The sequence below is a fragment of the Hymenobacter rubidus genome (assembly GCF_016734815.1).
Classification (GTDB): domain Bacteria; phylum Bacteroidota; class Bacteroidia; order Cytophagales; family Hymenobacteraceae; genus Hymenobacter; species Hymenobacter rubidus.
This window is the reverse complement of record NZ_JAERQF010000036.1, coordinates 1-25,620: the sequence shown is the minus strand read 5'-3', so window position 1 is coordinate 25,620 and position 25,620 is coordinate 1. Positions and strand designations below refer to the sequence as shown.

Annotated in this window: 18 protein-coding genes and 1 riboswitch; of the genes, 13 read left to right on the top strand and 5 right to left on the bottom strand. The window is 61.6% G+C overall.

The features are described 5' to 3' along the window. Positions 1-13 precede the first annotated feature (13 nt). From JKL48_RS19075 to JKL48_RS19060, 4 genes are all read left to right on the top strand, one after another. Positions 14-754, top strand: a complete 741-nt coding sequence (locus JKL48_RS19075; protein ID WP_201986025.1) for a (Fe-S)-binding protein — start codon at positions 14-16, stop codon at positions 752-754. Positions 755-899: 145 nt separating this feature from the next. Next, a complete protein-coding gene (locus tag JKL48_RS19070) occupies positions 900-2,300 on the top strand; it encodes a lactate utilization protein B (protein WP_201986024.1) in 1,401 nt (466 codons plus the stop codon). After that, on the top strand, positions 2,297-2,866 hold the full coding sequence (locus JKL48_RS19065; protein WP_201986023.1) for a LutC/YkgG family protein: 570 nt from the start codon (positions 2,297-2,299) through the stop codon (positions 2,864-2,866). The genes JKL48_RS19070 and JKL48_RS19065 overlap by 4 nt, the downstream gene beginning before the upstream one ends. Positions 2,867-2,998: 132 nt before the next feature. Continuing rightward, positions 2,999-3,577, top strand: a complete 579-nt coding sequence (locus tag JKL48_RS19060; RefSeq protein ID WP_201986022.1) for a hypothetical protein — start codon at positions 2,999-3,001, stop codon at positions 3,575-3,577. A gap of 456 nt (positions 3,578-4,033) precedes the next feature. Here JKL48_RS19060 and rhaM read toward each other — a convergent pair whose 3' ends face one another. From rhaM to JKL48_RS19035, 5 genes are all read right to left on the bottom strand, one after another. Beyond that, positions 4,034-4,348: an L-rhamnose mutarotase gene (gene rhaM / locus JKL48_RS19055; RefSeq protein WP_201986021.1), complete on the bottom strand. Its 315-nt coding sequence runs from the start codon at positions 4,346-4,348 to the stop codon at positions 4,034-4,036. A 258-nt stretch (positions 4,349-4,606) separates the two neighbouring features. Then, positions 4,607-7,456 (bottom strand): glycosyl hydrolase, encoded by a 2,850-nt coding sequence (locus JKL48_RS19050; RefSeq protein ID WP_201986020.1) that lies wholly within the window; start codon positions 7,454-7,456, stop codon positions 4,607-4,609. Between the two features lie 153 nt (positions 7,457-7,609). Beyond that, positions 7,610-8,743 carry a glycoside hydrolase family 88/105 protein gene (locus tag JKL48_RS19045; RefSeq protein WP_201986099.1) on the bottom strand — a complete coding sequence of 378 codons (1,134 nt, stop codon included), beginning with the start codon at positions 8,741-8,743 and terminating at the stop codon, positions 7,610-7,612. Between the two features lie 124 nt (positions 8,744-8,867). Continuing rightward, complete coding sequence (locus JKL48_RS19040) at positions 8,868-10,091, bottom strand: oligogalacturonate lyase family protein (protein ID WP_201986019.1); 1,224 nt, start codon at positions 10,089-10,091, stop codon at positions 8,868-8,870. A gap of 33 nt (positions 10,092-10,124) precedes the next feature. Continuing rightward, on the bottom strand, positions 10,125-10,925 hold the full coding sequence (locus tag JKL48_RS19035) for a polysaccharide deacetylase family protein (RefSeq protein ID WP_201986018.1): 801 nt from the start codon (positions 10,923-10,925) through the stop codon (positions 10,125-10,127). 277 nt (positions 10,926-11,202) lie between these two features. Then, a riboswitch (SAM riboswitch) is annotated at positions 11,203-11,297 on the top strand. A gap of 320 nt (positions 11,298-11,617) precedes the next feature. Between JKL48_RS19035 and JKL48_RS19030 the strand changes: the two genes are divergently transcribed. The 9 genes from JKL48_RS19030 (at position 11,618) to JKL48_RS23645 (ending at position 25,047) form a co-directional block, all read left to right on the top strand. Further along, positions 11,618-12,376 (top strand): phosphoadenylyl-sulfate reductase, encoded by a 759-nt coding sequence (locus JKL48_RS19030; protein WP_201986017.1) that lies wholly within the window; start codon positions 11,618-11,620, stop codon positions 12,374-12,376. Between the two features lie 63 nt (positions 12,377-12,439). Then, entirely contained in the window at positions 12,440-13,351 is a 912-nt protein-coding gene (gene cysD, locus JKL48_RS19025; RefSeq protein ID WP_201986016.1) for a sulfate adenylyltransferase subunit CysD, read from the top strand. A 117-nt stretch (positions 13,352-13,468) separates the two neighbouring features. Continuing rightward, positions 13,469-14,758, top strand: a complete 1,290-nt coding sequence (locus JKL48_RS19020; RefSeq protein ID WP_201986015.1) for a sulfate adenylyltransferase subunit 1 — start codon at positions 13,469-13,471, stop codon at positions 14,756-14,758. 145 nt (positions 14,759-14,903) lie between these two features. Next, positions 14,904-15,710, top strand: coding sequence for a uroporphyrinogen-III C-methyltransferase (cobA, locus tag JKL48_RS19015; protein ID WP_201986014.1), 807 nt, complete (start codon positions 14,904-14,906; stop codon positions 15,708-15,710). A gap of 46 nt (positions 15,711-15,756) precedes the next feature. Continuing rightward, positions 15,757-17,577: an assimilatory sulfite reductase (NADPH) flavoprotein subunit gene (locus tag JKL48_RS19010; RefSeq protein WP_201986013.1), complete on the top strand. Its 1,821-nt coding sequence runs from the start codon at positions 15,757-15,759 to the stop codon at positions 17,575-17,577. Between the two features lie 351 nt (positions 17,578-17,928). Further along, positions 17,929-20,853, top strand: coding sequence for a TonB-dependent receptor (locus JKL48_RS19005; RefSeq protein ID WP_201986012.1), 2,925 nt, complete (start codon positions 17,929-17,931; stop codon positions 20,851-20,853). A gap of 8 nt (positions 20,854-20,861) precedes the next feature. After that, complete coding sequence (locus JKL48_RS19000) at positions 20,862-21,626, top strand: DUF2490 domain-containing protein (protein WP_201986011.1); 765 nt, start codon at positions 20,862-20,864, stop codon at positions 21,624-21,626. A gap of 176 nt (positions 21,627-21,802) precedes the next feature. Further along, positions 21,803-23,503: an NADPH-dependent assimilatory sulfite reductase hemoprotein subunit gene (locus JKL48_RS18995; RefSeq protein WP_201986010.1), complete on the top strand. Its 1,701-nt coding sequence runs from the start codon at positions 21,803-21,805 to the stop codon at positions 23,501-23,503. Between the two features lie 50 nt (positions 23,504-23,553). Further along, the gene (locus JKL48_RS23645; RefSeq protein WP_317191971.1) at positions 23,554-25,047 is read left to right on the top strand and encodes a TSUP family transporter; all 1,494 of its coding nucleotides are present in this window, start codon (positions 23,554-23,556) and stop codon (positions 25,045-25,047) included. The last annotated feature ends 573 nt before the right edge of the window (positions 25,048-25,620 follow it).

Here is a 25,620-nt window from a genome sequence, read left to right as displayed (position 1 = left end):
ACAAACCCCAAGAATGAAAGTCGCCCTATTCATCCCCTGCTACATCGACCAGTTCTACCCGCAAGCAGCCATTGCCACACTGCAGTTGCTGGAGAAGCTGGGGGTGCAGGCGCACTTCCCGGCCCAGCAAACCTGCTGCGGCCAGCCCCTGGCCAATAGCGGCTGCGAGCGCGACGCCCTGCCCATCTACAAGCATTTTGTAGAAACCTTCAGCGACTACGACTACGTGGTGGCGCCCTCAGGCAGCTGCGTGTACCACGTCCGCAAGCACTTCGACAAGCTGGACCAGACCGCCGACGTGCAGCACGTGCGCGGCGCGGCCTACGACCTGATTGACTTCATCAGCACCGTGCTGAAGGTGGAGAGCTTGCCCGGCGCCTTCCCGCATAAAGTGGGCCTGCACCTGAGCTGCCACGGCCAGCGCGGCCTGCACCAGGCCAACGAATCGGAGATGACGCCCGTGCGCGACGGTCAGCTTAGCCGCCTGCTGCGCTCGCTCGAGGGCATTGAGCTGACCAATCTGAACCGCAACGACGAGTGCTGCGGCTTCGGCGGCACGTTCTGCGTGAGCGAGGCCGGCATCTCGGCCCGCATGGGCCAGGACCGGGTGGCCGACCACGTACTGAACGGTACCGAGGTGCTCACCGGCAGCGACATGTCGTGCCTGATGCACCTCGAAGGCATTGTGCGCCGCGTCAAGCTGCCGATTCGGGTGATGCACGCGGCAGAGATTTTGAATGGTGTCGTGAGTTAAGAACTGTCATCCTGAGCGCAGCGAAGGACCTTATCACCGATGAACAGTTAGCAGTAAATCCAAATGGAACAGGCGTGACAAGGTCCTTCGCTGCGCTCAGGATGACAGATGAATCCGCCTATCCACCAATCCAACAGTTAATTCGATGAACCACGCCCTTCGCGCCGACAAGTTTTTGCTGGATGCCGACCGCACCACCTGGCACGACGAAACCCTCTGGTTCGTGCGCGAAAAGCGTGACCGCGCCGTGTACGCCGTGCCCGAGTTCCAGGACTTGCGCGAGCTGGCTTCTGGCATCAAAAACCACACCCTAAGCCGGCTCGACATGTATCTGCGAGAATTTGAGGCCGCCGCGCAGGCCAATGGCGTGCACGTGCACTGGGCCGCTGACGCGGCCGAGCACAACGCCATTATCCTCGACATCATCCGGAAAGAAGGCGCCACGCGCATCGTCAAAAGCAAGTCGATGCTGACCGAGGAATGCCACCTGAACCCGTACCTAATAAAGCACGGCATCGAGGTGGTCGATACCGATTTGGGCGAGCGAATTATTCAGTTTCGGGACGAGCCGCCGAGCCACATCGTGCTGCCGGCCATCCACCTGAAAAAGGAGGACGTGGGCGACACCTTCCACACGCACTTAGGCACCGACAAGGGCGAAAGCGACCCGCAGCGCCTCACCGAAGCGGCCCGCCAGCACTTGCGGGGCAAATTCATTGCCGGGCAGGTGGCCATTTCGGGCGTCAATTTCGCCATTGCCGAAACCGGCGCCGTGGTGGTGTGCACCAACGAAGGCAACGCCGATTTGGGCGTGAACCTGGCGGCCGTGCACATTGCCTGCATGGGCATCGAGAAGATTATTCCGCGGCTGAGCGACCTCGGTGTCTTCACGCGGCTGCTGGCTCGGAGTGCGACCGGCCAGCCGGTGACGACGTACACTTCGCACTTCACCAAGCCAGCAGCGGGCAAGCAGATGCACATCGTCATCGTCGACAATGGCCGCACGCAGCAGCTGGGCCGGCCCGATTTCCGGGCCTCGCTCAAGTGCATCCGCTGCGGGGCCTGCATGAACACCTGCCCGGTGTACCGCCGCAGCGGTGGTCACAGCTACGATTTTACCGTGCCCGGCCCGATTGGCGCCATCCTGTCGCCCAACATCGACATGAAGAAGCACAGCTCGCTGCCGTTTGCCAGCACGCTCTGCGGCTCCTGCACCGACGTGTGCCCCGTGAAAATCGACATTCACACCCAGCTCTACAAGTGGCGGCAGGTGCTGGGCGAGGCCAACGAAATTCCGGCCTCGAAGAAGTGGGGCATGAAATTTATGGGCCGCGTGCTGGCCAGCACCCGCGTGTACGGGCTGGGCGGGCAGTTTGCGCGCAAGGCCCTGCGCCTGCTGCCGCACGGCCTCACCCACGCCCCTTCGATGAACGCCTGGGCCGTGGCCCGCGAGCTGCCCGAGGCACCCAAGCAAAGCTTCCGCGAGTGGTACGCCCAGCAGCCCGCCCCCGCCGCCCAGCCCGCGCAACCTCAGATTCCCGCATGAGCACCGCATCCCGCGACCGAATTTTAGCCGCCGCGAAGGCCAACAAGCCCGAAGAACTGCCCCTGCCTGCGGTACCCGACTTTGGTGGAGAAGCCACCATGGAGCGGTTCACGACCGTGCTCACGGGCATCGGCGGCACGGTGGTGCGCATGGCGGCACTGGAGGAACTGGGGGAAACGCTGCAACGGCTTTTTCCCGACGCTCGCAATACGGCCGCGGCCCTTTTTCGCGGCACCGTGCCCGTGAATGCCCAGACGCCCACGGGCATTCTGGCGGAAATCGACCTGGCGGTGCTGCAAGGCGAGATTGGCGTGGCCGAAAACGGCGCCGTGTGGCTGCCCGAGGCGAACATGCTGCACCGGGCGCTGCCCACCATCACCCAGCACCTGGCGCTGGTGCTCGACCACCGGCGCCTGGTGGCCACCATGCACCAGGCCTACGCGCAGCTGCCCGACACGGGCGGCTACGGCAAGTTCGTGGCCGGCCCGTCCAAAACGGCCGACATTGAGCAGTCGCTGGTGATTGGCGCGCACGGGGCGCGCAGCCTGGTGGTGCTGGTGTATTAGGCGGGCGCAACCACCCGTAAGTGGGGTAATGGCAACCAGCCGATTGCAGTGCTTGGCCGATGTCGCAAAGCAAACGGTCGAGTTAAACGTCATAATGGGCACGAGGCTTTATCTATTTGCCTCATGCCCATTATGACGTCCTTTCTACAAAGCCCTTTGCTTTGGATGCTGCCGTTTGTGAGACGGCTAACCAAAGCCGGCCAGCAAAGCCCGCGGGCCGAAGCTGCGAAAGAGACAGTTCCAGTCTCCTTCTATCAACTCAGCAGCCAGTTGCACAACGGTCAGCCCTTCCCATTTGCGGCCCTCAAGGGCAAGCAGGTGCTCTTGGTGAACACGGCGCCCAATGCGACCGGCAGCCCGCAATACCAGGAGTTGCAGCAATTGGCCGAGCAGTTTGCCGAAGAGCTGGTGGTGCTGGCCTTTCCAACCGATGACTTTGCGGAATTACAAGCGGTTCCGTTGCCAAACAGAAGCAGCGCCGCTACTATTTCCCTGATGCAGCCCAGCGTGGTGGTTAAAACGACCGAGCAACACCCCGTGTACCAGTGGTTGAGCACGGCCCGGCAGAATGGCTGGAACGAACAGGCCCCGCCCCGCAGCTTTACCAAATACCTGGTGAGCCCGACCGGCCAGCTGGTACACTACTTCGGCCCCACGCTCTCGGCCCTGAGCGAAACAGTTATCGAGTGCATCAAGAACCCGGCTTCCTGAGCCAGCCGTTCTGCTATTCCGTCGCCAAGACAGCGGTACTGGCCAACGGGTTCATCTGGCCCAAAAAAGAAGCGGCTTCCAAAGGAAGCCGCCTCTTTGACTTTGTGTGTTTCACTTTAACTCACATTAAAACTTGTCATTCGGGCTGTTCTGCACAGCTATGCTTGTGATTGGAGGTCGTGTTGCTGCAGTTTTAACCGCTTGGCCTTCGCATTATCATTTTTGGGGGTAACACAACAACACTGACGTGGCCCGCGGCGGTATCTGAAGAGAGAGGACTCCCACCCATCTTGTCTCCACCCGGCCGCGCGCCAGTCAGGTTATTTGCACTCACACTACAAATCTGGAGATTGAGTACCCACTAACCTACCCGCACTCTCCTGATTTTTAGAAAAAAGAGTTAGTTTAACATCAGCGTAATGTAGGTCGCGGCGAACCCAAGGGCCAGTAGCGCGGCTACTCCATGTGGAACACGCGCTCCAGCGGCTGCACCACAGGCGAGCTATCCGGGTTGGTATCCATCAAATCGCCCATGTAGGCCCACCAGCGCTGCATAATTTCGGTGGCCGCCAAACCGTCGGCGGTGTGGCCGGGCACGCGCTTTTGCACGGCAAACAGCCGGCCGCTGGCCGCATCCAGGTAAATCGAATAGTCCCGAATACCGGCCTCGCGCAACAAGGCCGAAAGCTCGGGCCATATTTCGTCGTGGCGGCGCTGGTACTCGGCGGCCACGCCCGGCTTGAGCTGCATCGTGAAAGCGACTTCTTCCATAGAGTTTATTGGTTATTCGTTGTTGGTTGTTGGCTGTCAGTTGTTCGTTGTCAGTTGTTGGTTGTTCGTTGTCAGTTGTCAGGCATTTATTTTCCACCTGTCATCCTGAGCGCAGCGAAGGACCTTCTCACGTTTGAGCCGGTTGAGTTACCACTAACTGTTCATCGGGGATAAGTTCCTTCGCTGCGCTCAGGATGACAGGTGGAAAATAAATGCCTGACAACTGGCAACGAACAACTGACAACCAACAACTAAACCTTACTGAACTGGCGCGTTTACCGAGGTGGGCGTGAGGGTGACGGGGCCAAGCAAACCGGACTCCAACGGCTCCCATTTTTCGGTGGTGAAGAGGCCATCGGCGCCGCGGTTTTCCTTGAGTTTAGCGGGCATGTTGGTGTTATAGAATATTTTCCAGTCGACGTGGTTGCGGTCCATGTCGATAATGCGGTTGGCCATCAAGTTGCTGACCGTCACAGTCAGCGTGTTGCTGGCTTTGAGTTGCGCTTTGGGCACAAATACCTGGTACACCGGCCCCAACAGCGTGGTGGCAGGCTGGCCGTTTACTTGCACGCGGGCGCTTTGGGCCACGCGGCCGAGGTCGAGCACGAAGCCGTCGCCTGCGCCTTGCGGCATGGCAAACGTGGTGCTATAGGTAGCAGTGCCGGAAAACTTTTTACCCGCGTCGCCGGCCAGCGTGGTCCAGGAGGTCAACTCCTTGGTTTGCAACTTGGCGGGCAGCACCGGACCGCCGGAGATGAAGGTGAGGTCCCACGGATTGGTGAGGGGTTGGGGTGCCGCGTCGGACGTGAGGTACGGGTAGGGCGACGCCGCCACCAGTGCCTCGCGGGTGTCGAGCAGGCAGGTTTCGCCGGGGGCTAGTTGCACGTACACTTCGGGCTTGCCGCCGGTGGTGTTGCGCACGCGGGCCAGGCCGGCCTGCTCGGTCATGGGGTTGTAGCAGAGGGCAGCGCTGGCACGGGTTTGCAGCGTAATCCAGCCGCTGAAGGGCTTTTCGCCCCAATTGGCCAGGAAATAATAATGGCCTTGCACGTGCTGCCGCCGCAGAAACTGCAGCCCCTGGTCGGCCAGGGTTTCGCGCTGCACACCGGCCTGCGCCAGCAAGGCCGTCACGTCGTCGCCCAGCAATACCTTGCCCTGCCCGATGGTGGCTTGCCGGATGCCCGTAGCGCCGGGCTTGCCCACCTTGAGCGCGGCCACCAGCTTTTTGAAGTTGACCCGGCGGTTTTCGAGGTTGCCGAGGCCGGGCACATCGGCCGGCAGCTCGCCCTGAAACAGCACCGTGGCGCCGGCCTGGGCCAGTTGCACCACGCGTTCGAGCGTGGGCAGGGGCATGAGGTGGGCGTTGGGCACCAGCAGGGTTTGGTAAGTGGCCCCGCCACTGGTAGTCAGAGCGTTCACGGTTGCTTTCAGCTGCTGAACCTGCTTATCGGAAATAAAGTCGTAGCCGTAGCCTTTGCTGAGCAGCAGCTCGCTGGTGGCCTCAATGGGCAGGCCCTTGAAGCCGTGCTCGATGCCGTCGAAGTGCTGGAGCAGCACCTTGCCGGGCCGGGTGTAGGCGTCCGAAATGGGCAGATAAAGCAGCACGTCATTATCGGGGCGGCCGGCTTGCAGAAACGATTGGGCGCGGGCCGTGTACTGGTTCAGTTTGCCGAAATCGGTCCAGAACGGGTTTTGTGGGTTGAACTCCACGGCGGCGTAGAACAGCCAGCCGGGCCACTTGGCCGAGGGCGGCGAATAGGCCGTGCCGTGGTAAAACACATGGTTGACGCCGCCCAGCAGCATGCGGTCGATGGCCTTTTTCACGTCGCTCAGCTTGCTCAGAAAATGGTCATTCTCCCAGGTCGCCGTTTCGGCCGAGGTCAGCGGCTTGCCCGTGACGTGCGCAGCAGACGACGCAAACTTGATGCGCGTGAGGTTTTCGCCCTCCGTTTCGGGAATGTCGGTGGCGGCGTACAAGTCCAGGATGTTGGCCGGCGAGCCGTGGGCCTGGTTGCGAATCAGGGCGCTGTGGGTTTTGGCCCAGGCCCCCCAGGTTTTGGTGTAGTTTTCGAGCAGCAGCTCCGAAATCGTTTCCCGATAGTCGGTGAGCACGCGCTGGTTCTCATCCTCCGAGGCTTTGTTGAACAGCGCGGGCAGGTGCTGGCGCAAGTCGTAGCCGCGCCGCTGCTGGAATTCGGCAAACATCTGGGGCGTCCAGTTGGCCTCGCCCTGGGCGTCGTCCACTTCGTACGAATCGTTGAAAAACGCCCGGATGGGCTTCACATCGTGGCCCGTGAAGGCTTTGTCGAAATACGCCAGGTAGTGGTCGGTGGCCGTTTTTGAGAAGTGGTCAATCACGTCGCCCTCGCCGCCGGGGCCGGCGCGCTCCACCTGCTTGCCGTGCCCGCCCTGGAACAGCGCGTAGAGCGTCCAGGAGCCTTCCGGCGCCGTCCAGCTCAGCTTGCCATTGGCGCCGACTTTGCTGGTCAAATCCAGCGTCTGGCCTTTGTCGGAATAGGCCATCAGGGTTTGAAGCGGCAGCGGTTTTTCGAAGCGTACCTGCTCCAAAGCCAGCTTCTGCATGTTCTTGTTGGTGGCCACCGGGTCGCTCAGTTCTTTGATATCGACCTTGTGGCCGATGGCCGTGGCAATGGGCTTTTGCATAAAGCTCACCGGTTCCGTAAGGCCCGCGCCGCCTTTTACCTCGTAGGTTTTGTAGGCCACGTACTTCGAGGCATCGGCCGGCGATACCCACGGACCGCCAAACGGCCAGCCCGACGCCTGCGCCACATCAATGCCCAGCCCCAGCCGCTGCCCTTCGGCCAGGGTGTGCGAGAGCATATCCATCCATTTCGGCGAGAGGAAATCGATGAACTGGCTTTCGGCGCCCTTCACGCCGTAGATGGTCGTGATTTCCATGCCGCCGAGGTTGGCTTTCTGGTATTCCGTCATCACGGTGGTGAGGTCGGCTTTGTTCACGGCGCTGCCTTCCCACCACCAGCGCGTCCAAGGCTTGGTTTGCTGGGTGATGGCGGGCCACTTGGGGGCTTGTGCCTGGGCCGTGAGGCCGAGCGTGGCGAGGAAAAGCGAGGGAAGGAGTCGTTTCATGGAGTAATTGGTTGGCCCAACCAGCCGTTCAGTTAAGAACGTCATGCTGAACGCAGTCGAAGCATCTCTACCGCTTCGTTAGTTTATCATTGGTTAGTTGCGCGGTAGAGATGCTTCGACAAGCTCAGCATGACCGTGCAAAGGCATTCATTTTTACTTCAACTTATACACCTCGCTGCCTGCCAGCAGGAAGCAGCCCAGGCCGTAATCCTCAAAATCGGGCTTGCTGGTGAAGGTTACCGGCTGGCTGTCTTTGGGCTCTTTGCCGGTGCCCTGCACATAGCCCAGGAAACCGTCGGGGTGGATGCAGTCGGTTACCATGCTTTTCCAGGCTTTGGCGATGATGGGCTCGTATTTTTTCTTATCGAGCAGGCCGTGGTTCAGGCCCCAGGCCATGCCGTAGACGAACAGTGCCGTGCCCGTCATCTCCTTGCCGCCGAAGTGGTTGGCGTCGTGCAGACTCACATTCCAGAAGCCGTCGGGGCGTTGCAGGGGCGGCAGGGCCTGCATCATGCTCAGGTACATTTGCTCGTATTCGGCGCGGTGCGGGGCATCCTTGGGCATCACGTCCAGCACACGCACCATGGCGGCTACCACCCAGCCGTTGCCGCGGCTCCAGTAGCAGTCTTCGCCGTTGGGCTCTTTGTAAGGGGGCACAAAATCCTTGTCGCGCCACCACAGCTTGTCCTCGGGGTTGTAGAGGCCGTGGCCGCCGTGCTGGGTTTTGGAGTAGTTGTAGATGCGGTACATCTTCTCGTAGTAGGCCGTGTCCTTGGTCAGCACGCCCAGCTTGGCAAAGACGGGCATGGCCATTTGCAGCGCGTCAATCCAGTTCCAGTCGTCGATTTTCGGGCTGTTGACCATGTTGTCGATGCTGGCCTTGATATCGTGCAGCCGTTCCGGTTTGGGGTCAATCTGGTACAGCTCCAAGTAGGTCTGACCGGCGCACTGGTTGTCGGCGTTGCGGTCCGTAATGCCCCGCCGGATGCCCCATTGGTGCTTGGTGCCCCAGTCCACGGCGTAGTCGTAGTAGCGCGGCTGCTTATCGGTCTGGTAAAGGGCCATCAGGCCCTCGTAATACACACCGCGCGTCCAGATGTGGCTGGGCCGGGCAATATTGGTCACGATTTCCTTGCCCGTATCGGGCCACTTTTTCATGAAGTAGTCGTTGGTCAGCGTCATGCTCTTGAGCACGGCTTTCTTCTTCGGCAGCTTCTGGGCGGCGGCGGGCAGCGCCAGCAGCAGCGCGGCGCAGACTAAGTATTTCAGGATGGTTTTTAGGGGCATTGGGTTTAACAGGAACGTCATGCAGAGCGCAGCGAAGCATCTCGCATGCGCAAGTAATTCAATTGTCAATAGATTAGTGGTGGCACGCGAGATGCTTCGCTGCGCTCTGCATGACGTTCATGCTTCACGACGCCGACTTCGCAATTTCTACCGCGTACACCTGCGGCTGGCCCTCAAAGTTGGCCCGAAAAATCAGCCATTTGCCATCTGGCGAAAAATGCACGTTGGGCTCCAGCGCGTAGTCGTGCATCTTCAGGTTGGCCAATTTCTCGGCCCTAAAATGGTCGCCGTCGGGCGTGAACAGGTAAATCCAGTGGCCTTCCGACGACTTGGCCACCGAAGTCGGGTAGCCACCGTCGCCGGCAAAAATCTTCTGGTCGGCCGAGCTGGTGTAGTGCACGCTCCACTCGTCGCGGGTCAGGGCGTAGCTTTTTTCGGTGCCGGTTTGCAGGTTGGTGCCCGTCACGGCGAAGGTTTCACCGCGCGGCTTCTGGTGGTCGAACCAGATGGTTTTGCCGTCGGCCCCGAACCACTCGTGACCGGCAATTTCGCGGTCCAGCGTGCGCTTGTGAATCAGTTTCACGGCCTTGGTTTTGGTGTCGATGGTCCAGATGCGGTCCACCTTTTCCCACGGGCCTTCGTGGCAAAACATGAGGCAATGCGGGTCGGTGGGCGAAAACTGCACGTGGTTCAGCCAAGCCTTATCCGTAAACAGCTTGGTGAGTTGGCCCTTGCCGTCGGTGCTCACCATGAAAAGCGTGCGCGGCAATTTGGCGTCGTAGATGCGGTTGAAGAAGTCCTTTTTGGCCGGGTACTGGCGGTAGATTTCCTTTTCCGCGTCGCTGCCCCAGGCGCCGCCCAGCTCGGTTTCGTCGGCATTCAGCGTGGTAATGTCGGCCTTAAAATCGGCCGGAAACACGAACACCCGGCGCGTTTTCTTCGAGTCGATATGCGTCGCATACACCGTGTCGCCCACCTGATAAAACACTTCCCGGCGCTTCTTCGCCACAATCTCGCCGTGTACCTTGGCAAAGGGGCGGGTCAGCGGTTCGCTCCGGTGCGTCTTCAGGTTCAGCGCATACACCTGCTTGCCGGCCGGCGAGGTGTGGTAGTACACCATTTTGTCGCCCTCGGCCCCCAGGCTTTTCACAAAAGGGTTGTTGTGAAAGTAAAAGCTCTCGTTGGCGCCATCGAGTTGCGTGAGGCGCACCATTTTGTGGCCGGTGTCGGCGTCAATCCACTCGGCGGGCATGGGCTTCTGGCTGCCCGTGGCCAGCTTGGTTTGGGCCTGGCTGCCGAAACTTAGCAGCAGGCTGCCCAGGACGAATACGTAGCGGTTGGTTTTCATTGGGGTGGGATTTTAAAGGAGGTAAGGAAGGCGTTATTTCAGGTTTTCGTAGCGCGGAGTCAGGCGCAGGGCTTCGGCCACGTTCACGTAGCGCGCCAAATCGCGCAGGGCAATGACTTTATAATGGTGCTCGTGCAGGTAGCGCAGGTACTGCTCAAACAGCGCCGGCGGGGTCGTCACCCAGTCGTGGGCCACGTCGGGCACGCCGTGCACGGTTAGTATCACCACGCGGCCATCGTGCGCCTGCCGAATGGCGCCGTACACCTTGGCCGTGTCGGTGCCCGCAATGCTGAAGCTGGGCAGCAGCATGGGGTGGTCGTGGGCGGGGTCGTAGGTCCGGGCGCCGCCGGCGCGGGCAAACCGGTAGCCGCGCTCGGGCAGCAGCGCAGTGGCCGTGGGCGCCGTGTCGTAGGCCGGATACGCGAAGGTGACGGGCCGCGGAATGCGCCAGGCGCGGCAGCGCGCCTCGATGGAATCCAGCTCGGCCCCTAGCTGCGTCCGGTTCATTTTGTTGACGTGCTGGTGCGTGAGCGTGTGGCTGGCCACCTCAAACCCCAAGTTGTGCAGGCCCTGAATCTGGGCCCAGCTCATGTATTTGGTCTTGTCCGCAAACGGCGGCTCCCGGAACTCGCACACGAAAAATGTGCCGCCGAACCCGTATTTCTTCAGCAGCGGGGCCACGTAAGTGGCGTGGCTCACGGCGGCATCGTCGAAGGTGAGGACGATGAGGCGGTCCGGCACGGGCCGGCGCAGCACCTGCGCCGGGCTCCTATTGCCCGCCAGGCACAAGAGCAACAGCAGCAGAACCAGTCGAAAGCCAGCAGGAAGCGCCACGGGAGTTGGGTGGGAGTTGGTGAACCGCTGTGCAAGTACTTCCCAGCCGCTTCCCCAACCTTCCTGTACTCTTCGGTGAACTTGCCGCCGAAACCTTCCTGCCTGCCGCACGGTTCTTCACCCCCAGAACGCGCTACCACGGCTGGCCGCGCGGCAAAAACCACCGCTTTCTCAAAACGCCAGCCGTCCGTGGCCGTCCCAGGAAACAACAAAATTTTGTAGTTACAAAATTTTCGCTATTACCTTTGCAAAATCAATTCTTCCCGAAAAAGGATTGTTTTTATACAGAGGCGTGGAGAGACAGGCTCGACGAAACGCCGGCAACCCTCAGGCTAATCCCTGAAACGGTGCCAAGTCCTGGACATATAAAAACAAGTTGCCGTGGAAACCTCCAACAACTCCCGCCTGCTGACCGCCACCGCCTTTGCCTCGTCGCAAATGTGTTGTTGTATGGTGTGTCTGCCCGTCTGTATGACGACGGCAGCGGGTTGTTGTGCCTAGGTCCACTCCCCCTCCGGCCGGTTTCGTAGCTCCGCGGCGCTGATTTCAGTGCGCCGGGGCTGCGCTCTTTCCTGACTACTTCCGGCGTAGTTCGCCCACGTCCGCCCGGCTTGTTCCGCGCGCTGGGCTCCCCCACTCAAATCGGGCTTTCGCCAACTCCCACCCGGGAAAGCCGCATTCCGTTTGTACGCATGCACCTCGCAACCGAGGCGCTGGTCGATGACCTGCGCCGCTACTTAGTGGGCCAACCCGTGCCCGAAATCCTGAGCTTGCTGGCCGACCACTTTCCCGGCACAGCTTCGTTTTCGACCTCTTTTGGCCTCGAAGACCAGATTATCACCCATTTTATTTTCGAAAACGACCTGCCCATTCGCGTATTTACGCTCGATACGGGCCGCAATTTTCAGGAAACGTATTCGACCTGGAACAAGACGCTGCTGCGCTACGAAAAGCCCATCGAAGTATTCGCCCCGCAGACGGCCAGCGTGGAAAAACTGTTGCGGCAAAAAGGCCCCAACAGCTTCTACGAGAGCATCGAAAACCGGAAGGAATGCTGCAACATCCGCAAGGTGGAACCGCTGGCGCGCGCCCTGGCGGGGCAGAAAATCTGGGTGACGGGCATCCGGGCTGAGCAGTCGGCCAACCGCCAGACCATGCACCCGGCCGAGTGGGACGCCGCCCACCAGCTCATCAAAGTACACCCGCTGTTCGACTGGACCTGGGAGCAGTGCTGGGACTTTGCCCAGAAAAACGGCATTCCGGTCAATCCGCTGCACCAGCAGGGGTTTGTGAGCATTGGCTGCGCGCCCTGCACCCGCGCCATCAAGCCGGGCGAGGACTTCCGCGCCGGCCGCTGGTGGTGGGAAGACCAGGCCGCCAAAGAGTGCGGCCTGCACGCCACCGCCGCTCACCAGGGCCTCGACCCGGTGGTGGAAAAGCTACCCGCTTAAGCAATTATCATCAGCATTTTACTTGTGGCCGCCTTTTTATCGAGCCGGCATTATGACGCACCAATGGCTACTGTTAACCTGGATTATCTGGACCGGCTGGAGGCCGAGGCCATTCACATTTTACGCGAAGTAGCGGGACAGTTTGAGCGGCCCGCGCTGCTGTTTTCGGGCGGCAAAGACTCGATTGCCCTGACCCGACTGGCCGAGAAAGCTTTCCGCCCCGGCAAGTTTCCGTTCCCGCTGGTCCACATCGACACGGGCCACAACTTCCAGGAAATCCTGGATTTCCGCGATTCCCTGGCCGGTTCGCTGAGCGAAAAGCTGATTGTGCGCAAGGTGGAAGACACCATTCGGGAGCGCGGCCTGCGCGAGCCGGGCGGCAAATACCCCAGCCGCAACCCCTTGCAGACCTACACGCTGCTCGACGTGATTGAGGAGTTTGAATTCGATGCCTGCATCGGCGGGGCGCGGCGCGACGAGGAAAAGGCCCGCGCCAAGGAGCGCATCTTCTCGGTGCGCGACGACTTCGGCCAGTGGGACCCCAAGCGGCAGCGCCCCGAGTTGTGGAACATTTACAACGGCCGCATTCAGAAGGGCGAAAACGTGCGCGTGTTCCCCATCTCCAACTGGACCGAGCTGGACGTGTGGAATTACATCCAGCGCGAGAACATTCCGCTGCCCGACATCTACTTCGCCCACGAGCGCCAGTGCGTGGTGCTGCCCAGCGGCCAGCTGCTGGGCCTGAGCGAACACCTCAACCTGGACGACACCGATGAAATCGTGAGCCGCCGCGTGCGCTTCCGCACCGTGGGCGACTCTACCTGCACCGCCGCCGTGGAAAGCGACGCCGTCTCGGTCGACGACATCATTGCCGACCTGCTGCTGGCTAAGGTGAGCGAGCGCGGCGCCACGCGCCTCGACGACAACCTCTCCGAGACGGGGATGGAGGACCGCAAGCGCAACGGGTATTTTTAATTGATTAGTTGTCAGTTGCTTGTTGTCAGTTGTCAGAACTCATACGCTTTTCTGGCTGACAACTAGCACTTATGAACCGACTAACAACTGACAACGAGCAACTAACAACTATAGAAAATGGACCTCCTCCGATTTATTACCTGCGGCAGCGTCGACGACGGCAAGAGCACGCTCATCGGCCGCCTGCTGTACGACAGCGACTCCGTGTCGCTCGATGTGCTGGCCACGCTGGAAAAGCGCCGCCACGCCAGCGGCGACGTGGATTTGGCCCTGCTCACCGACGGCCTGAAGGCCGAGCGCGAGCAGGGCATCACCATCGACGTGGCGCACAAATACTTCACCACGCCGCGCCGCAAGTTCATCATCACCGACGCGCCGGGCCATGTGCAGTACACCCGCAACATGGTGACCGGGGCCAGCAACGCCGACTTGGCGATTGTGCTGGTCGATGCCCGGCAGGGCGTGATTGAGCAGACCCGGCGGCACACGCTCATTGCCTCGCTGCTGGGCATTCAGCACTTTGTGCTGGCCGTGAACAAGATGGATTTGGTGGGGCACGAAGAGGTGATTTTCAACCAGATTGTGGCCGACTACCAGGAAATTGCCGAGCAGTTGAAACTGCCCCACGTGGTGGCCATCCCGCTGAGCGCGCTGAACGGCGACAACGTGGTGCGGCGCTCCCGGCAGCTGGTGTGGTACCAGGGCCCCAGCCTGCTGGAGCACCTTGAAAGCGTGCCCGTGCCCGCCGATGCCAACCCCAATGAGCCCCGCTTTCAGGTGCAGTATGTCATCCGGCCCCAGACCGAGGAGCTGCCGGACTACCGGGGCTACGCCGGCCGCATTCAGAGCGGGACTTACCACGAAGGCGACCGGGTGCGCATCTGGCCGTCGGGCCTGGAAACGGTGATTGATGCCATTGAGGTAAGCCAGCGCGAAGTAGCGACGGCCACCGCCCCGCAGGCCGTGGTGCTGCGCCTGCGCGACGACGTGGACGTGAGCCGCGGCGACACCATTGTGCCCACCACCGCCCACCCGGCGGTGACCCGCGAAGTAGAAGCCACCCTGTGCTGGATGCACGAACGGCCCCTCAAAGCCGGCCGCAAGCTGCTGGTGCAGCACCACAGCGCCGTGGTAAAAGCGTCGGTGACGGCCATTGTGCACAAAACCAACGTGGCCACTTTCGACCAGGTGGGCACCGACACGGCCCAGCTCAACGACATTGTGCGGGTGCAGCTGAAAACGGCGCTTCCGCTGGTGGTAGATGACTACCGCCACAACCGCGCCACCGGGGCCTTCATCCTCGTCGATGAGCAAACCGGCGAAACCCTGGCTGCCGGCTTGGTCACCGAAACCGACCCGGAGCTTTTTGCCACGCCCATTCCGGCCGAACCGGCTTTTTCTATTTGATTTTGATAAAGCTGCAAAGCCCGTCATGCAGAGCGCAGCGAAGCATCTCGCATGCAATAGCGACTCAATCACTAAAAAATTAGTGGCAGCACGCGAGATGCTTCGCTGCGCTCTGCATGACGGTTAAATTATTAACACTCATCCAATGGCTAACTCTCTCTTCATTCCACGCCTGACCGTGGTGGGCGCCGGCCCCGGCGACCCGGAGCTTCTGACGCTTAAGGGGGCGCGGGTGCTGGGCTCGGCCGACGTGGTGCTCTACGATGCCCTCGCCAACGAGGCGCTGCTGGTCCATGTTCGGCCCGATGCACCGCGCATTTTTGTGGGGAAGCGTCGGGGATTTCACGGCCTCACGCAGGCCGAAATCAATGACCTGATTGTGGCGCAGGCCTACCGCTACGGCCATGTGGTGCGGCTGAAAGGCGGCGACCCATTTGTGTTCGGCCGGGGCCGCGAGGAAATGCTTTATGCTGAGCAGCACGGCCTGAGCACGGAGTACGTGCCCGGCATCAGCAGTGCCATTGCGGCGGCGGGCAGCCTGGGCATTCCGGCCACGCACCGGGGGCTGAGCGAAGGATTCCGGGTGCTGACCGCGACCACCGCCGACGGCCAGCTTTCGGCCGCCGTGGCCGAGGCAGCGCAGTCGCCCCGCACAACGACCATCATCCTCATGGGGCTGAACCGCCTGGCCGACATCACGGCGCTGTTTGGCCGGCACGGTGGGGCCGACGTGCCAGCGGCCGTGGTCCAGGATGGCACCTTGCCCACGGCCCGCCTTGTGACCGGCACCGTGGCCGACATCGCCGCCAAAGCGGCCCGCGCCGGGCTGCGGGCCCCGGCCATCATTGTGGTGGGCGAGGTGGTGCGACTGGCGACCGGCGCGGCTGCGGCCTTGCCGGCGGGCCTGGCCGACCTGCTCACGGAAGTTGCGGACTACGCCAAAGTGGCCTGAGTTGGCCCATTCTCTTTGAATATTATCAAGCCCTATTTCCCTTCCCGTGAATCCGACTTTCCCACTTTCGCCCCTGCCGGCGGGCTTCGATGAGGCCGCGCTGAACAACCTTACTACCGGCCTCAACGCCCAGCAGCTAGTGTGGCTGAGCGGCTATTTCTACGGCCAGGCCAGTGCGGCCACGGTGCCCGGTGCCCAGCCCGCCACAGCAGCATCGGCCCCGGCGCCGGCGCCGGGCGAAAAGCTCACCATTCTGTACGGCTCGCATACCGGCAACGGCAAAAAAGTAGCCCAGCAAGCGGCCGAATCGGCGCGGCAGCGCAGCCTGAGCCCGGAGGTGTTCGACATGAACGACTACCCCACCCGCCAGCTGGCCCAGGCCGAGAACCTGCTGCTCATCGTGAGCACCCACGGCGAGGGCGAAGCGCCGGTGGCCGCCGAAGAGCTGCACCGCTTCGTGCTGGGCCCACGCGCCCCGAAGCTGCCGAAACTGCGCTTTGCGGTGCTGGCGCTGGGCGACAAAAGCTACCTGCACTTCTGCCAGACCGGAAAAGACTTTGACCAGCGCCTGGGCGAGTTGGGCGGCCAGCGCTTGCTGGAGCGTGTGGATTGCGACGTAGACTACCATGCCAGCGCCGAGGCTTGGATAAGCGCTGCACTCGATAAAATTTCGGCCAGTGCCCCGGTGCCCGTTGCGGCTGCCGCGGCCCGTGTAGCGGCTGTTAAGGCAGAGCCGGCCCCTTTCCCGGCCATCACGCGCACCAATCCGTGGCCGGCGCGGGTGCTGGAAAGCATTCAGCTGAACGGCCGCGGTTCGACCAAAGAAACCCACCACATTGAGCTGGATTTGGCCGGCTCGGGCTTGGTGTACGCGCCGGGCGATGCGCTGGCGGTGCTGCCGGTGAACGAAGACAGCCTGGTGGAAGAAGTGCTGCGCGCCGCCCGCCTCAGCGACACGGCTCCGGTGACGCTGGGCAACGAAAAAAGCCGTCCGCTGGCCAACGTGCTGGCCAAGCGCCGCGAGCTTACGGTGCTGACCCGCGACGTGGTGGAGCGCTACGCCGCCCTCACGCCCCACGCCGAGCTGCACGCCCTGCTGGCCGATACCACCCGCTTGCAACCCTACCTCTACGGCCGCGACGTAGCCGATTTGCTCACCGATTTCCCCACCGACCAGCTCACGGCCCAGGTGCTGGCCGAAACGCTGCGCCCGCTGCCCAGCCGCGCTTATTCCATTGCCAGCAGCCTGCTGGTGCACCCCGACGAGGTGCACCTGACGGTGAGCGCCGTGCGCTACGACGCCCACGGCCGCCGCAAGCACGGCGTGTGCTCGTCGTACCTGGCCGACCAGATTTCGGTGGGCGACACGGCCCGCGTGTTTGTGGAAACCAACGAATATTTCAAGCTGCCCACCAACCCGGCCACCGACATCATCATGGTGGGCGCGGGCACCGGCGTGGCCCCGTTCCGCGCTTTCGTGGAGGAGCGGGTGGAGCTCGGCGCCACCGGCCGCAACTGGCTGCTGTTCGGCAACCCGCACTTCACCACCGACTTCCTGTACCAGGCCGAGTGGCAGCAGCACCTAAAACGCGGTGGTCTGGCGAAGCTGGACGTGGCTTTCTCGCGCGACCAGGCCCAGAAAGTTTACGTGCAGGACCGCCTGCTGGAAAACAGCCGCGAAGTCTTCGCCTGGCTTGAAGGCGGCGCGCAGTTCTACGTCTGCGGCGATAAGAAGCGCCTGGGCGGCGCCGTGCAAGCTGCTTTGACTGAAGTAGTGCGGCGGGAAGCCGGCCTCTCCGCTGAAGATGCCGCCAGCTACGTCCGCGACCTTAGGAAGCAGCGCCGCTACCTGGAGGACGTGTATTAAACGGCCGTCATGCAGAGCGCAGCGAAGCATCTTGCGTGCTCAAGTAACCCTATAGTTTGTCACGCACAGTGCAGCGAAGCACCTCTCCCGCCTCGTTGCAAAACATTGATTACTACCCCAAGCGAGATGCTTCGCTACGCTCTGCATGACGGTCTGAATTAAATCAAGCCTGCAATCATCCACCCTCTTTCTGAACTATGAAACCGCTTTTCATCCCAAGCCTGATTGTCTCCGCAAGCCTCGCTGGTTGCTGTTGTTGAACCTGCTTTCGCCTGAGCGCCGGGCCACCACCTCGCGCCCCTCCCAAAACCGGCAAAGTGCCTTCAACAACTTCCCTGCAATCATTTTGAGATGAAATTTTATTCTCCAACCCTCTGGATTTTTCTGATTCTGCTGCTGGTCAGCGCCACAGCCGCCTTTGCCCAAACCGAACTCATTGCCATCAGTGGCGAAGTGCGCGAAAAGGGGACCAACGAGCCCCTGCCCGGTGTGAGCGTGAGCGTGAAAGGTGCGACGATGGGCACCCAAACCGATGCCAGCGGCAAATTCGAGCTGCAAGCCAAGCTGCAATACCCGTTTGTGCTCGTGTTCAATGCCATTGGGCATGATGCGCGCGAGATTGAGATTGCCAAAGGCAGCCGCCGCATTGCCGTGTCGCTGGATTCCCGCGAAATCATCACCAACGAAGTCGTGGTGTCGGCTTCGCGGGTAGAGGAAAGCCGGCTGAAGTCGCCGGTGGCCATTGAAAAGCTCGATATCCGGGCCATCAAGGAAACGCCCGCGCCCAGCTTCTATGATGCACTGGAAAACGTGAAGGGCGTGCAGATGACCACCAGCAGCCTCACCTTCAAGGTGCCGAATACCCGGGGCTTCAATATCCCCAACAACTTCCGGTTCATGCAGTTGGTGGACGGCGTGGACATGCAGGCCGCCACGCTGGGCGTGCCGCTGGGCAACGCCATCGGGCCCACCGAGCTAGACATCGCCAGCGTGGAAATCACGCCCGGTGCGGCCTCGGCGCTATACGGTATGAACGCCATCAACGGCATGGCCAACCTCACCACTAAAAGCCCTTTTACTTACCAGGGGCTGAGCGTGTACCAGAAAGTGGGCGTAAACCACGTCGACGGCATTGACCGCGACCCGAGTGTACTTAATGAAACGGCCATTCGCTACGCCCAGGCGTTCAACAACCGCTTCGCCTTCAAGGTGAACGGCAGCTTTATGCGCGGCACCGACTGGCTGGCCAACACCCAAACCGACCAGAACCCGCAGAACCTGGCCTCGGCCAATCCGCGCTTCCCGGAGCTGAGCGGCAGCCTCAACCCCGCCGCCGACCTCTGGAACCGCTATGGCGATGACAACTCGGGCAACGTGAGCATCCCCGTAACTTATAATGGCCGCAACGAAACCTTCAACGTGCGCCGCACCGGCTACTACGAAAAGGACCTCACCAACCCCATCGTGCGCAACATCAAGGCCGACGCCAGTTTGCACTATAAAATCAAGGAGAACCTGGAGCTGAGCTACGGCTACCGCTTCGGCCTGATGGACGGCGTGTTTCAGCGCGGCAACAAGATTCAGCTCGACGGCGTGACCGTGCAGAACCATAAAGTGGAGCTGCGCGGCAAGGACTTCACCGCCCGCGCCTACATGCTGATTGAGGACACCGGCAATTCCTACAACCTCAACCCCTTGGCCCTCAACCTCGACCTGCAAAACGGCGCTACGGCCCTCACCACCGGCAGCGGCCCCAAAACAAGTTGGGGCGACAAATTTCAGGCTTCGTTGCAAAGCCAGCTCAACGGCGGCGTGGCCCTGGCCACAGCCATGCAGCAGGCCCGCGTGGTGGCCGATGCCGGCCGCGCCACACCGGGCACGCCCGAGTTCAACGCCCTCAAAAACCAGATTGTGAACACCAACAACTGGGACAGCGGCGTGACGGTGAAGGGCGCCCCCACGCCCGGCGGCGCGGCCCTCACCCAGCGCAGCCACACCTACCACGCCGAGGGCACCTGGAGCCTGGGCGACCGCATCAAGTTTGCTGATGTGCTGCTGGGCGGCGATGCCCGCATGTACGAAGTGCTGCCCGATGGCAACAACTTCGTCGATTTCAGCCGCCCGCTGACCGAGCGCACCCAGCCCGGCGGCAACAACCAGTACTATAAAAAGGTCGGTGGCTTCGTGCAGGCCAGCAAGTTGCTGCTGCAGAACCACCTGAAAATCACCGCCTCGCTGCGCGCCGACTACAACCCTGAATTCGACCCCAAGCTGAACCCGCGCGTGGCCGCCGTCTACACCGTGGCCGAGAAGCACAACTTCCGCGCCTCGTATCAGAACGGCTGGCGCTTCCCATCGCTGTTTGAGGCGCTGTCCTTCGTGAACAACGGCAACGTGCGCCGCGTGGGCGGCCTGGCCCGCGTGAACGAGGGCCTGAACTACCTCGACAACTCCTACACGCTGGCCTCTATCACCACCTTCAACGCGGCGGTGAACGCCTACGTGGCCGCCAACGCCGGCACCACGGCCGCGCAAGCCGCCGTGCGCCCCGAAATCCGCAGCCTGCTCACCGTCGGCAACCTGCCCACCGAGCAGCCCGAGCAAATCAACGCCTACGAGGTGGGCTACCGCAGCGTCCTGTTCGACAACAAACTTTCCATCGACGCCGACGCTTACTATAACGTCTACTCCGGTTTCCTGGGCCAAGTGGAAGTGAGCGTGCCCAAAAATGCTGCCGGCCAGCAGGCAGCCGTCGGCTCCGATGACGCCGTGCTGGCCGCCTTGAACAGCAACCGCTCGGCCCGGCAGGACCGGTACCGCGTGTACACCAACGCGTTGAACAAGTACAAGAGCTACGGCTCGACGCTGGGGCTGACCTACAATTTCTTCCAGAAATTCACTGTCGGCGGCAACGTGAACTACAACGCCATCACCACCAATTCAGCTTCCGACATCTTCGTGACGGGCTTCAACACGCCGCATTGGGCCACCAACGTGAGCTTCGGCAACCGCGAAGTGGTGCACAACCTGGGCTTCAACGTGGTGTGGCGCCACCAAAGCACTTTCTACTGGGAAAGCCCGCTGGCCAACGGCCAGGTGCCCGCCTACCAAACCGTGGATGCCCAAGTGAACCTGCGCGTGCCGGTGCTCAAAACCACCATCAAAGTGGGCGGCGCCAACCTGCTCAACAACCGCTACATCCAGTACGCGGCGGGCCCTACCATCGGCGGGCTCTACTACGTGGCCCTCACCTTCGACAACACCGTCCTTCGCTAGGCTGAAACATGAAACGGCTTCCCATTCTACTCGGTTTGCTGGGGCTGGCGGCGCTGCCGGCACGGGCCCAGAAGCAGTACGTGCAGGAAAAGCAGCTCTGGCTGGGCGTGTTCAACCAAACGCGGTTTTCGCAGCGCTGGGGCACCTGGACCGACTTGCACCTGCGCCTGCACGAGCATTTCGTGAACCGCCTGTTCCAAGGCGTGGCCCGCGTGGGCCTCACCTACTACCTCACCGACGACGTGCGTCTCACCGCCGGCTACGCCTACGTGCACCACTTCCCCGACGGCGCCCGCACCGTGGGCCAGCCCGAGCACCGGCCCTGGCAGCAGGTGCAGTGGTTCACGAAGTTTCCGAAGGCCCGCCTCATGCAGTGGGTGCGGCTGGAAGAGCGGTTTCGCCAGCAGGTGCTCAACAACACCGACTTGGGCTCCGACTACAACTTCAACTACCGCACCCGCTACAACGCGGCGCTGTTTCTGCCCCTCACCAAGAACGGCTTCGAGCCCGGCGGCCTGCAGTTTCTGCTCAACGACGAGCTGATGGTCAACTTCGGCGAGGAGATTCGCTACAACACCTTCGACCAAAACCGCCTGTTTGCCGGGCTGGTGTACCAGGTCAACAAGCACGCCCAGATTCAGGGCGGCTACATGCACCTGCTGCAGCAATTGCCGGCCGGCGATGTCTACCGCAACCAGCACAGCATCCGGGTTTTCTACTTCCACAACTTCGATTTGCGGCCGCCCGCCGCGCCTGTTCCCACTCCGCAATAAGAACGTCATGCAGAGCGTGGCCATGGCGCCTCACCCCCCGGCCCCCACTCCGAAATGGAGAGGGGGTGCCAGCCGATAATTACCTATTACATCACATCAGACAAACAGCCGAGCTGCCATGGCTCCCCCTCTCCATTTCGGAGAGGGGGCCGGGGGGTGAGGCGCCCATCAGAACAATGCCCGATACCCCTAAATTATCCGAAGTTGAAATCGTCAAAGACGCCAGCAACTACCTGCGCGGCAGCATTGTCGAGAGCCTCGGCAACCGCATCACCGGCGCGCTGAACCACGACGACACCCACCTCATCAAGTTCCACGGCTCCTACCAGCAAACCGACCGCGACCTCGACTCCGAGCGCAAGCGCCAGAAGCTGGAGCCGCTGTTTTCCTTCATGATTCGGGTGCGGGTGCCCGGCGGCGCGGCCACGCCCGCCCAGTGGCAGCGCATGGACGAGCTGTCCGATACCTACGGCAACGGCACCATCAAGCTCACCACCCGCCAGGCCTTCCAATTGCACGGCGTGCTGAAGCGCGACCTCAAAAACACCATCCAGGGCTTCAACGACGTCTTGCTGGACAGCATTGCCGGCTGCGGCGACGTGAACCGCAACGTGATGGCGCCCGCCAACCCGCACGAATCCGCGGTGCACCGGCAAGTGTACGAGGCGGCCGTGGCCATCAGCACCCACCTCACGCCGCGCACCACCGCCTACTGGGAGCTGTGGCTGAACGGCGAGCAGCACAGCACCACCGAGCCGGCCGACGAGGAACCGATTTACGGCAAAACCTACCTGCCGCGCAAGTTCAAAATTGCGCTGGCCATTCCGCCCTATAACGAAACCGACATCTTCGCCAACGACATTGGCCTCATCGCCGTCGAAAAAAACGGCGAATTATTGGGCTACAACGTGGCCGTGGGCGGCGGCCTGGGCATGACCTTCGGCCTGCCCGAAACCTACCCGCGCCTGGCCGACCTCATCGGCTTTGTAGCCGCCGATAAAGTGGTGGACTTGTGCGAGAAAGTCGTAACCATTCAGCGCGACTGGGGCAACCGCGAAAACCGCAAGCTCTCGCGCCTCAAGTACACCATCGACCGCGTGGGCCTGCCGGCGTTTCAGGCCGAGCTAAACCAGCGCCTGGGCTACGACCTCGCCCCGGCCCGCCCCTACCGCTTCGAAAGCTCCACCGATGCCTTCGGCTGGTCGGGTGATGCGGCCGGGCTGTCACACCTCACCTTGTTCATCGAAGGCGGCCGCATCCACAACCTGCCGGGCTACGCCCTCAAAACCGCGCTGGCCGAAATTGCCGCCTTCCACACCGGCGAATTCCGCCTCACCGGCAACCAGAACCTGGTGCTGGCCAATATCGAGCCCGCGCACCGCAGCCGCATCCAGGCCGTTCTGGAAGCGCATGGCGTGTGGCCGGCCACCCTGCGCCTCACGGCCCTGCGCCAAAACGCGCTGGCCTGCGTGGCCCTCAACACCTGCTCCCAGGCCTTTGCCGAAGCGGAGCGCTACCTGCCACAGTTGCTCGACAAGCTCGACGCGGTAATCCGCGCCCATGGCCTGGCCGAAGCCGGCATCCTGATTCGGATGACGGGCTGCCCCAACGGCTGCGCCCGTCCTTACCTGGGCGAAATCGGGCTGGTGGGCAAGGCCGTGGGCCGCTACAACCTGTACCTCGGCGCCAATTATGCCGGCGAGCGCCTGAACAAGCTTTACCGGGAGATGCTGGATGAAGACGGCATTTTGCGCGAACTGACACCCCTGCTGGCCGATTATGCGGCCCGGCGCCAGCCCCGGGAAGGCTTCGGCGATTTTGTCATTCGCCAGGGCTACGTGCAGGCCACCACCCACGGCCAGAATTTTCACGCCTGAAACCCCGTAACTTAATGGCCGTTGACCACCTCGCTCCGCCTGCGCCTCTCGTGACTCCTACTTCCCCGCCGCCCGCTGCGCCGCCCGCCACCAATTCCCTGTTTCCGGTTTTCCTGAAGCTGGAACAGTTTAACGTGTTGCTGGTGGGCGGCGGCAACGTGGGCCTGGAGAAGCTCTCGGCCATTTTGCGCAACAGCCCGGCCACGGCCGTTACGGTGGTGGCACCGCTCATTTTGCCCGAGCTGCGGGCGCTGGCCGCCCGCCATCCGCGCGTGCAGCTGCACGCCCGCCTGTATGCCGACGACGACCTCGACGACCGGGATTTCGTGTTCGTGGCCACCGACGACCCGGCCCTGAACCGCCACATCAAGGCCACAACGGCCGGGCGGCGCATCCTCACCAACGTAGCCGACACCCCCGAGGAATGCGACTTCTACCTTTCGTCGGTGGTGCAGAAAGGCGACCTGAAAGTGGCCATTTCCACCAACGGCAAGTCGCCCACGGTGGGCAAGCGCCTGCGCGCCGTGCTGGAAGAAACCCTGCCCGGCGAACTCCATACCCTGCTCCAAAACATGACCGTTATCCGGCAGCGGCTGAAGGGTGATTTTGGGCAAAAAATAAAGTCCCTGAATGCCGTCACGGCCGAGCTGGCCTACGGCCCCGCCTACGAATCGCCGGCCACGGCTTATTGGCGGCGCATTGCCACGGGGGCGCTGGTCACCTTCGCGCTGTTCATTCTGGTCAACATCCTCTCCTATTATTTCACCTGGCAGCAAGCCTGGGACGTGTTCGGCAACTCGGGCCTGTTCTACAAATTCGTGGCCGTTGGCTTCATCGCGCAGCTGATTGACGGCATGCTGGGCATGGGTTATGGCGTGGTGTCGGCCATCAGCCTCATGTCGCTGGGTTTGAGCCCGGTGTCGGTCAGCGCCAGCATTCACACGGCCGAAATGTTTGCCAGCGGCGCTTCGGGCTACAATCATTACCGCTTCGGCAACGTCAACAAAAAACTGTTTCGGGTGCTGCTGCTGCCCGGCATTGCGGGCTCCATCAGCGGGGCGTTGCTGCTGACGTACTTTGGCGAGCAATACGCCGGTTACATCAAGCCCGTGTTGGCCGTTTACCTGCTCATTCTGGGCCTGCGCATCGTCAGCAAAGCCATCCGCAAGCAGCAGGAAAAGCGCCGCAAAGTGAAGCACGCGGGCTGGCTGGCCGGCGCGGGAGGCTTCCTGGACTCGTTCGGCGGCGGCGGCTGGGGCCCCTTGGTCACCAGCACTTTGATTACCAATGGCCGCACCCCGCGCTTTGTTATCGGCACAGTGAGCCTGGTCGAGTTTTTTGTGACTTTCGCCAGCGCCCTCACGTTTTTTTCCATCCTGGGCATCAAGCACTGGCAGATTGTGGCCGGGCTCATCGTAGGCGGCGTAGCCGCGGCCCCCATCGCGGCCAAGCTGGCGGGGCGCATTCCCACCCGCTGGATGTTTCTGGGCGTAGGTTTGATGGTGATTGTGTGGAGCTTATGGGCGCTACGCAAGCTGTTTTAGCGCACGTTTAGGGCCAAGACACTCGGCGCTTCCAGGCTACTTGGCAGCGGCCTTTTCATCGCCAAGCAGGACACTGGATTTTGGCTTGAAAATGTCCTGAAAAATAAATTTTCCACTGAAGCCCAGCAAAGCTTGCACGGTATATGCACTGCGCCTATTTTAGCGAAGTGGATACCAGCTGCCGGCTATAAGCTGAGAAAACACCGGACTCTTCACTGAAAAGCCTCGACCTATCGGACGGGGCTTTTTAGCCCTCAGGAGGGCGCAAAACTGCTTGCCAGTGCCGACTGAGCAAGGAGCAATGCGGAACTCCGGAACGGCCAGTCGTCGGCCGCAATCCAGTCAGACAACGGTAGAACGCCATGTTACCGCGCACGCGCAGACCGCGTCGCCTGAAAGCATTTTATCTATAGCATTGCATTATTGCTAAAGCGGTTCCCAAGTCAGTGTACAGACGACAGTCAGTAGCACAAACTACACCGTTCGCGCTACTATATGTACGCTTCCCCGTCAGGTAGGCCAGCGAAAAGTAGAGGTTAGGCGGCTTGACGGAACTCGGTTGGGGTCATGAAG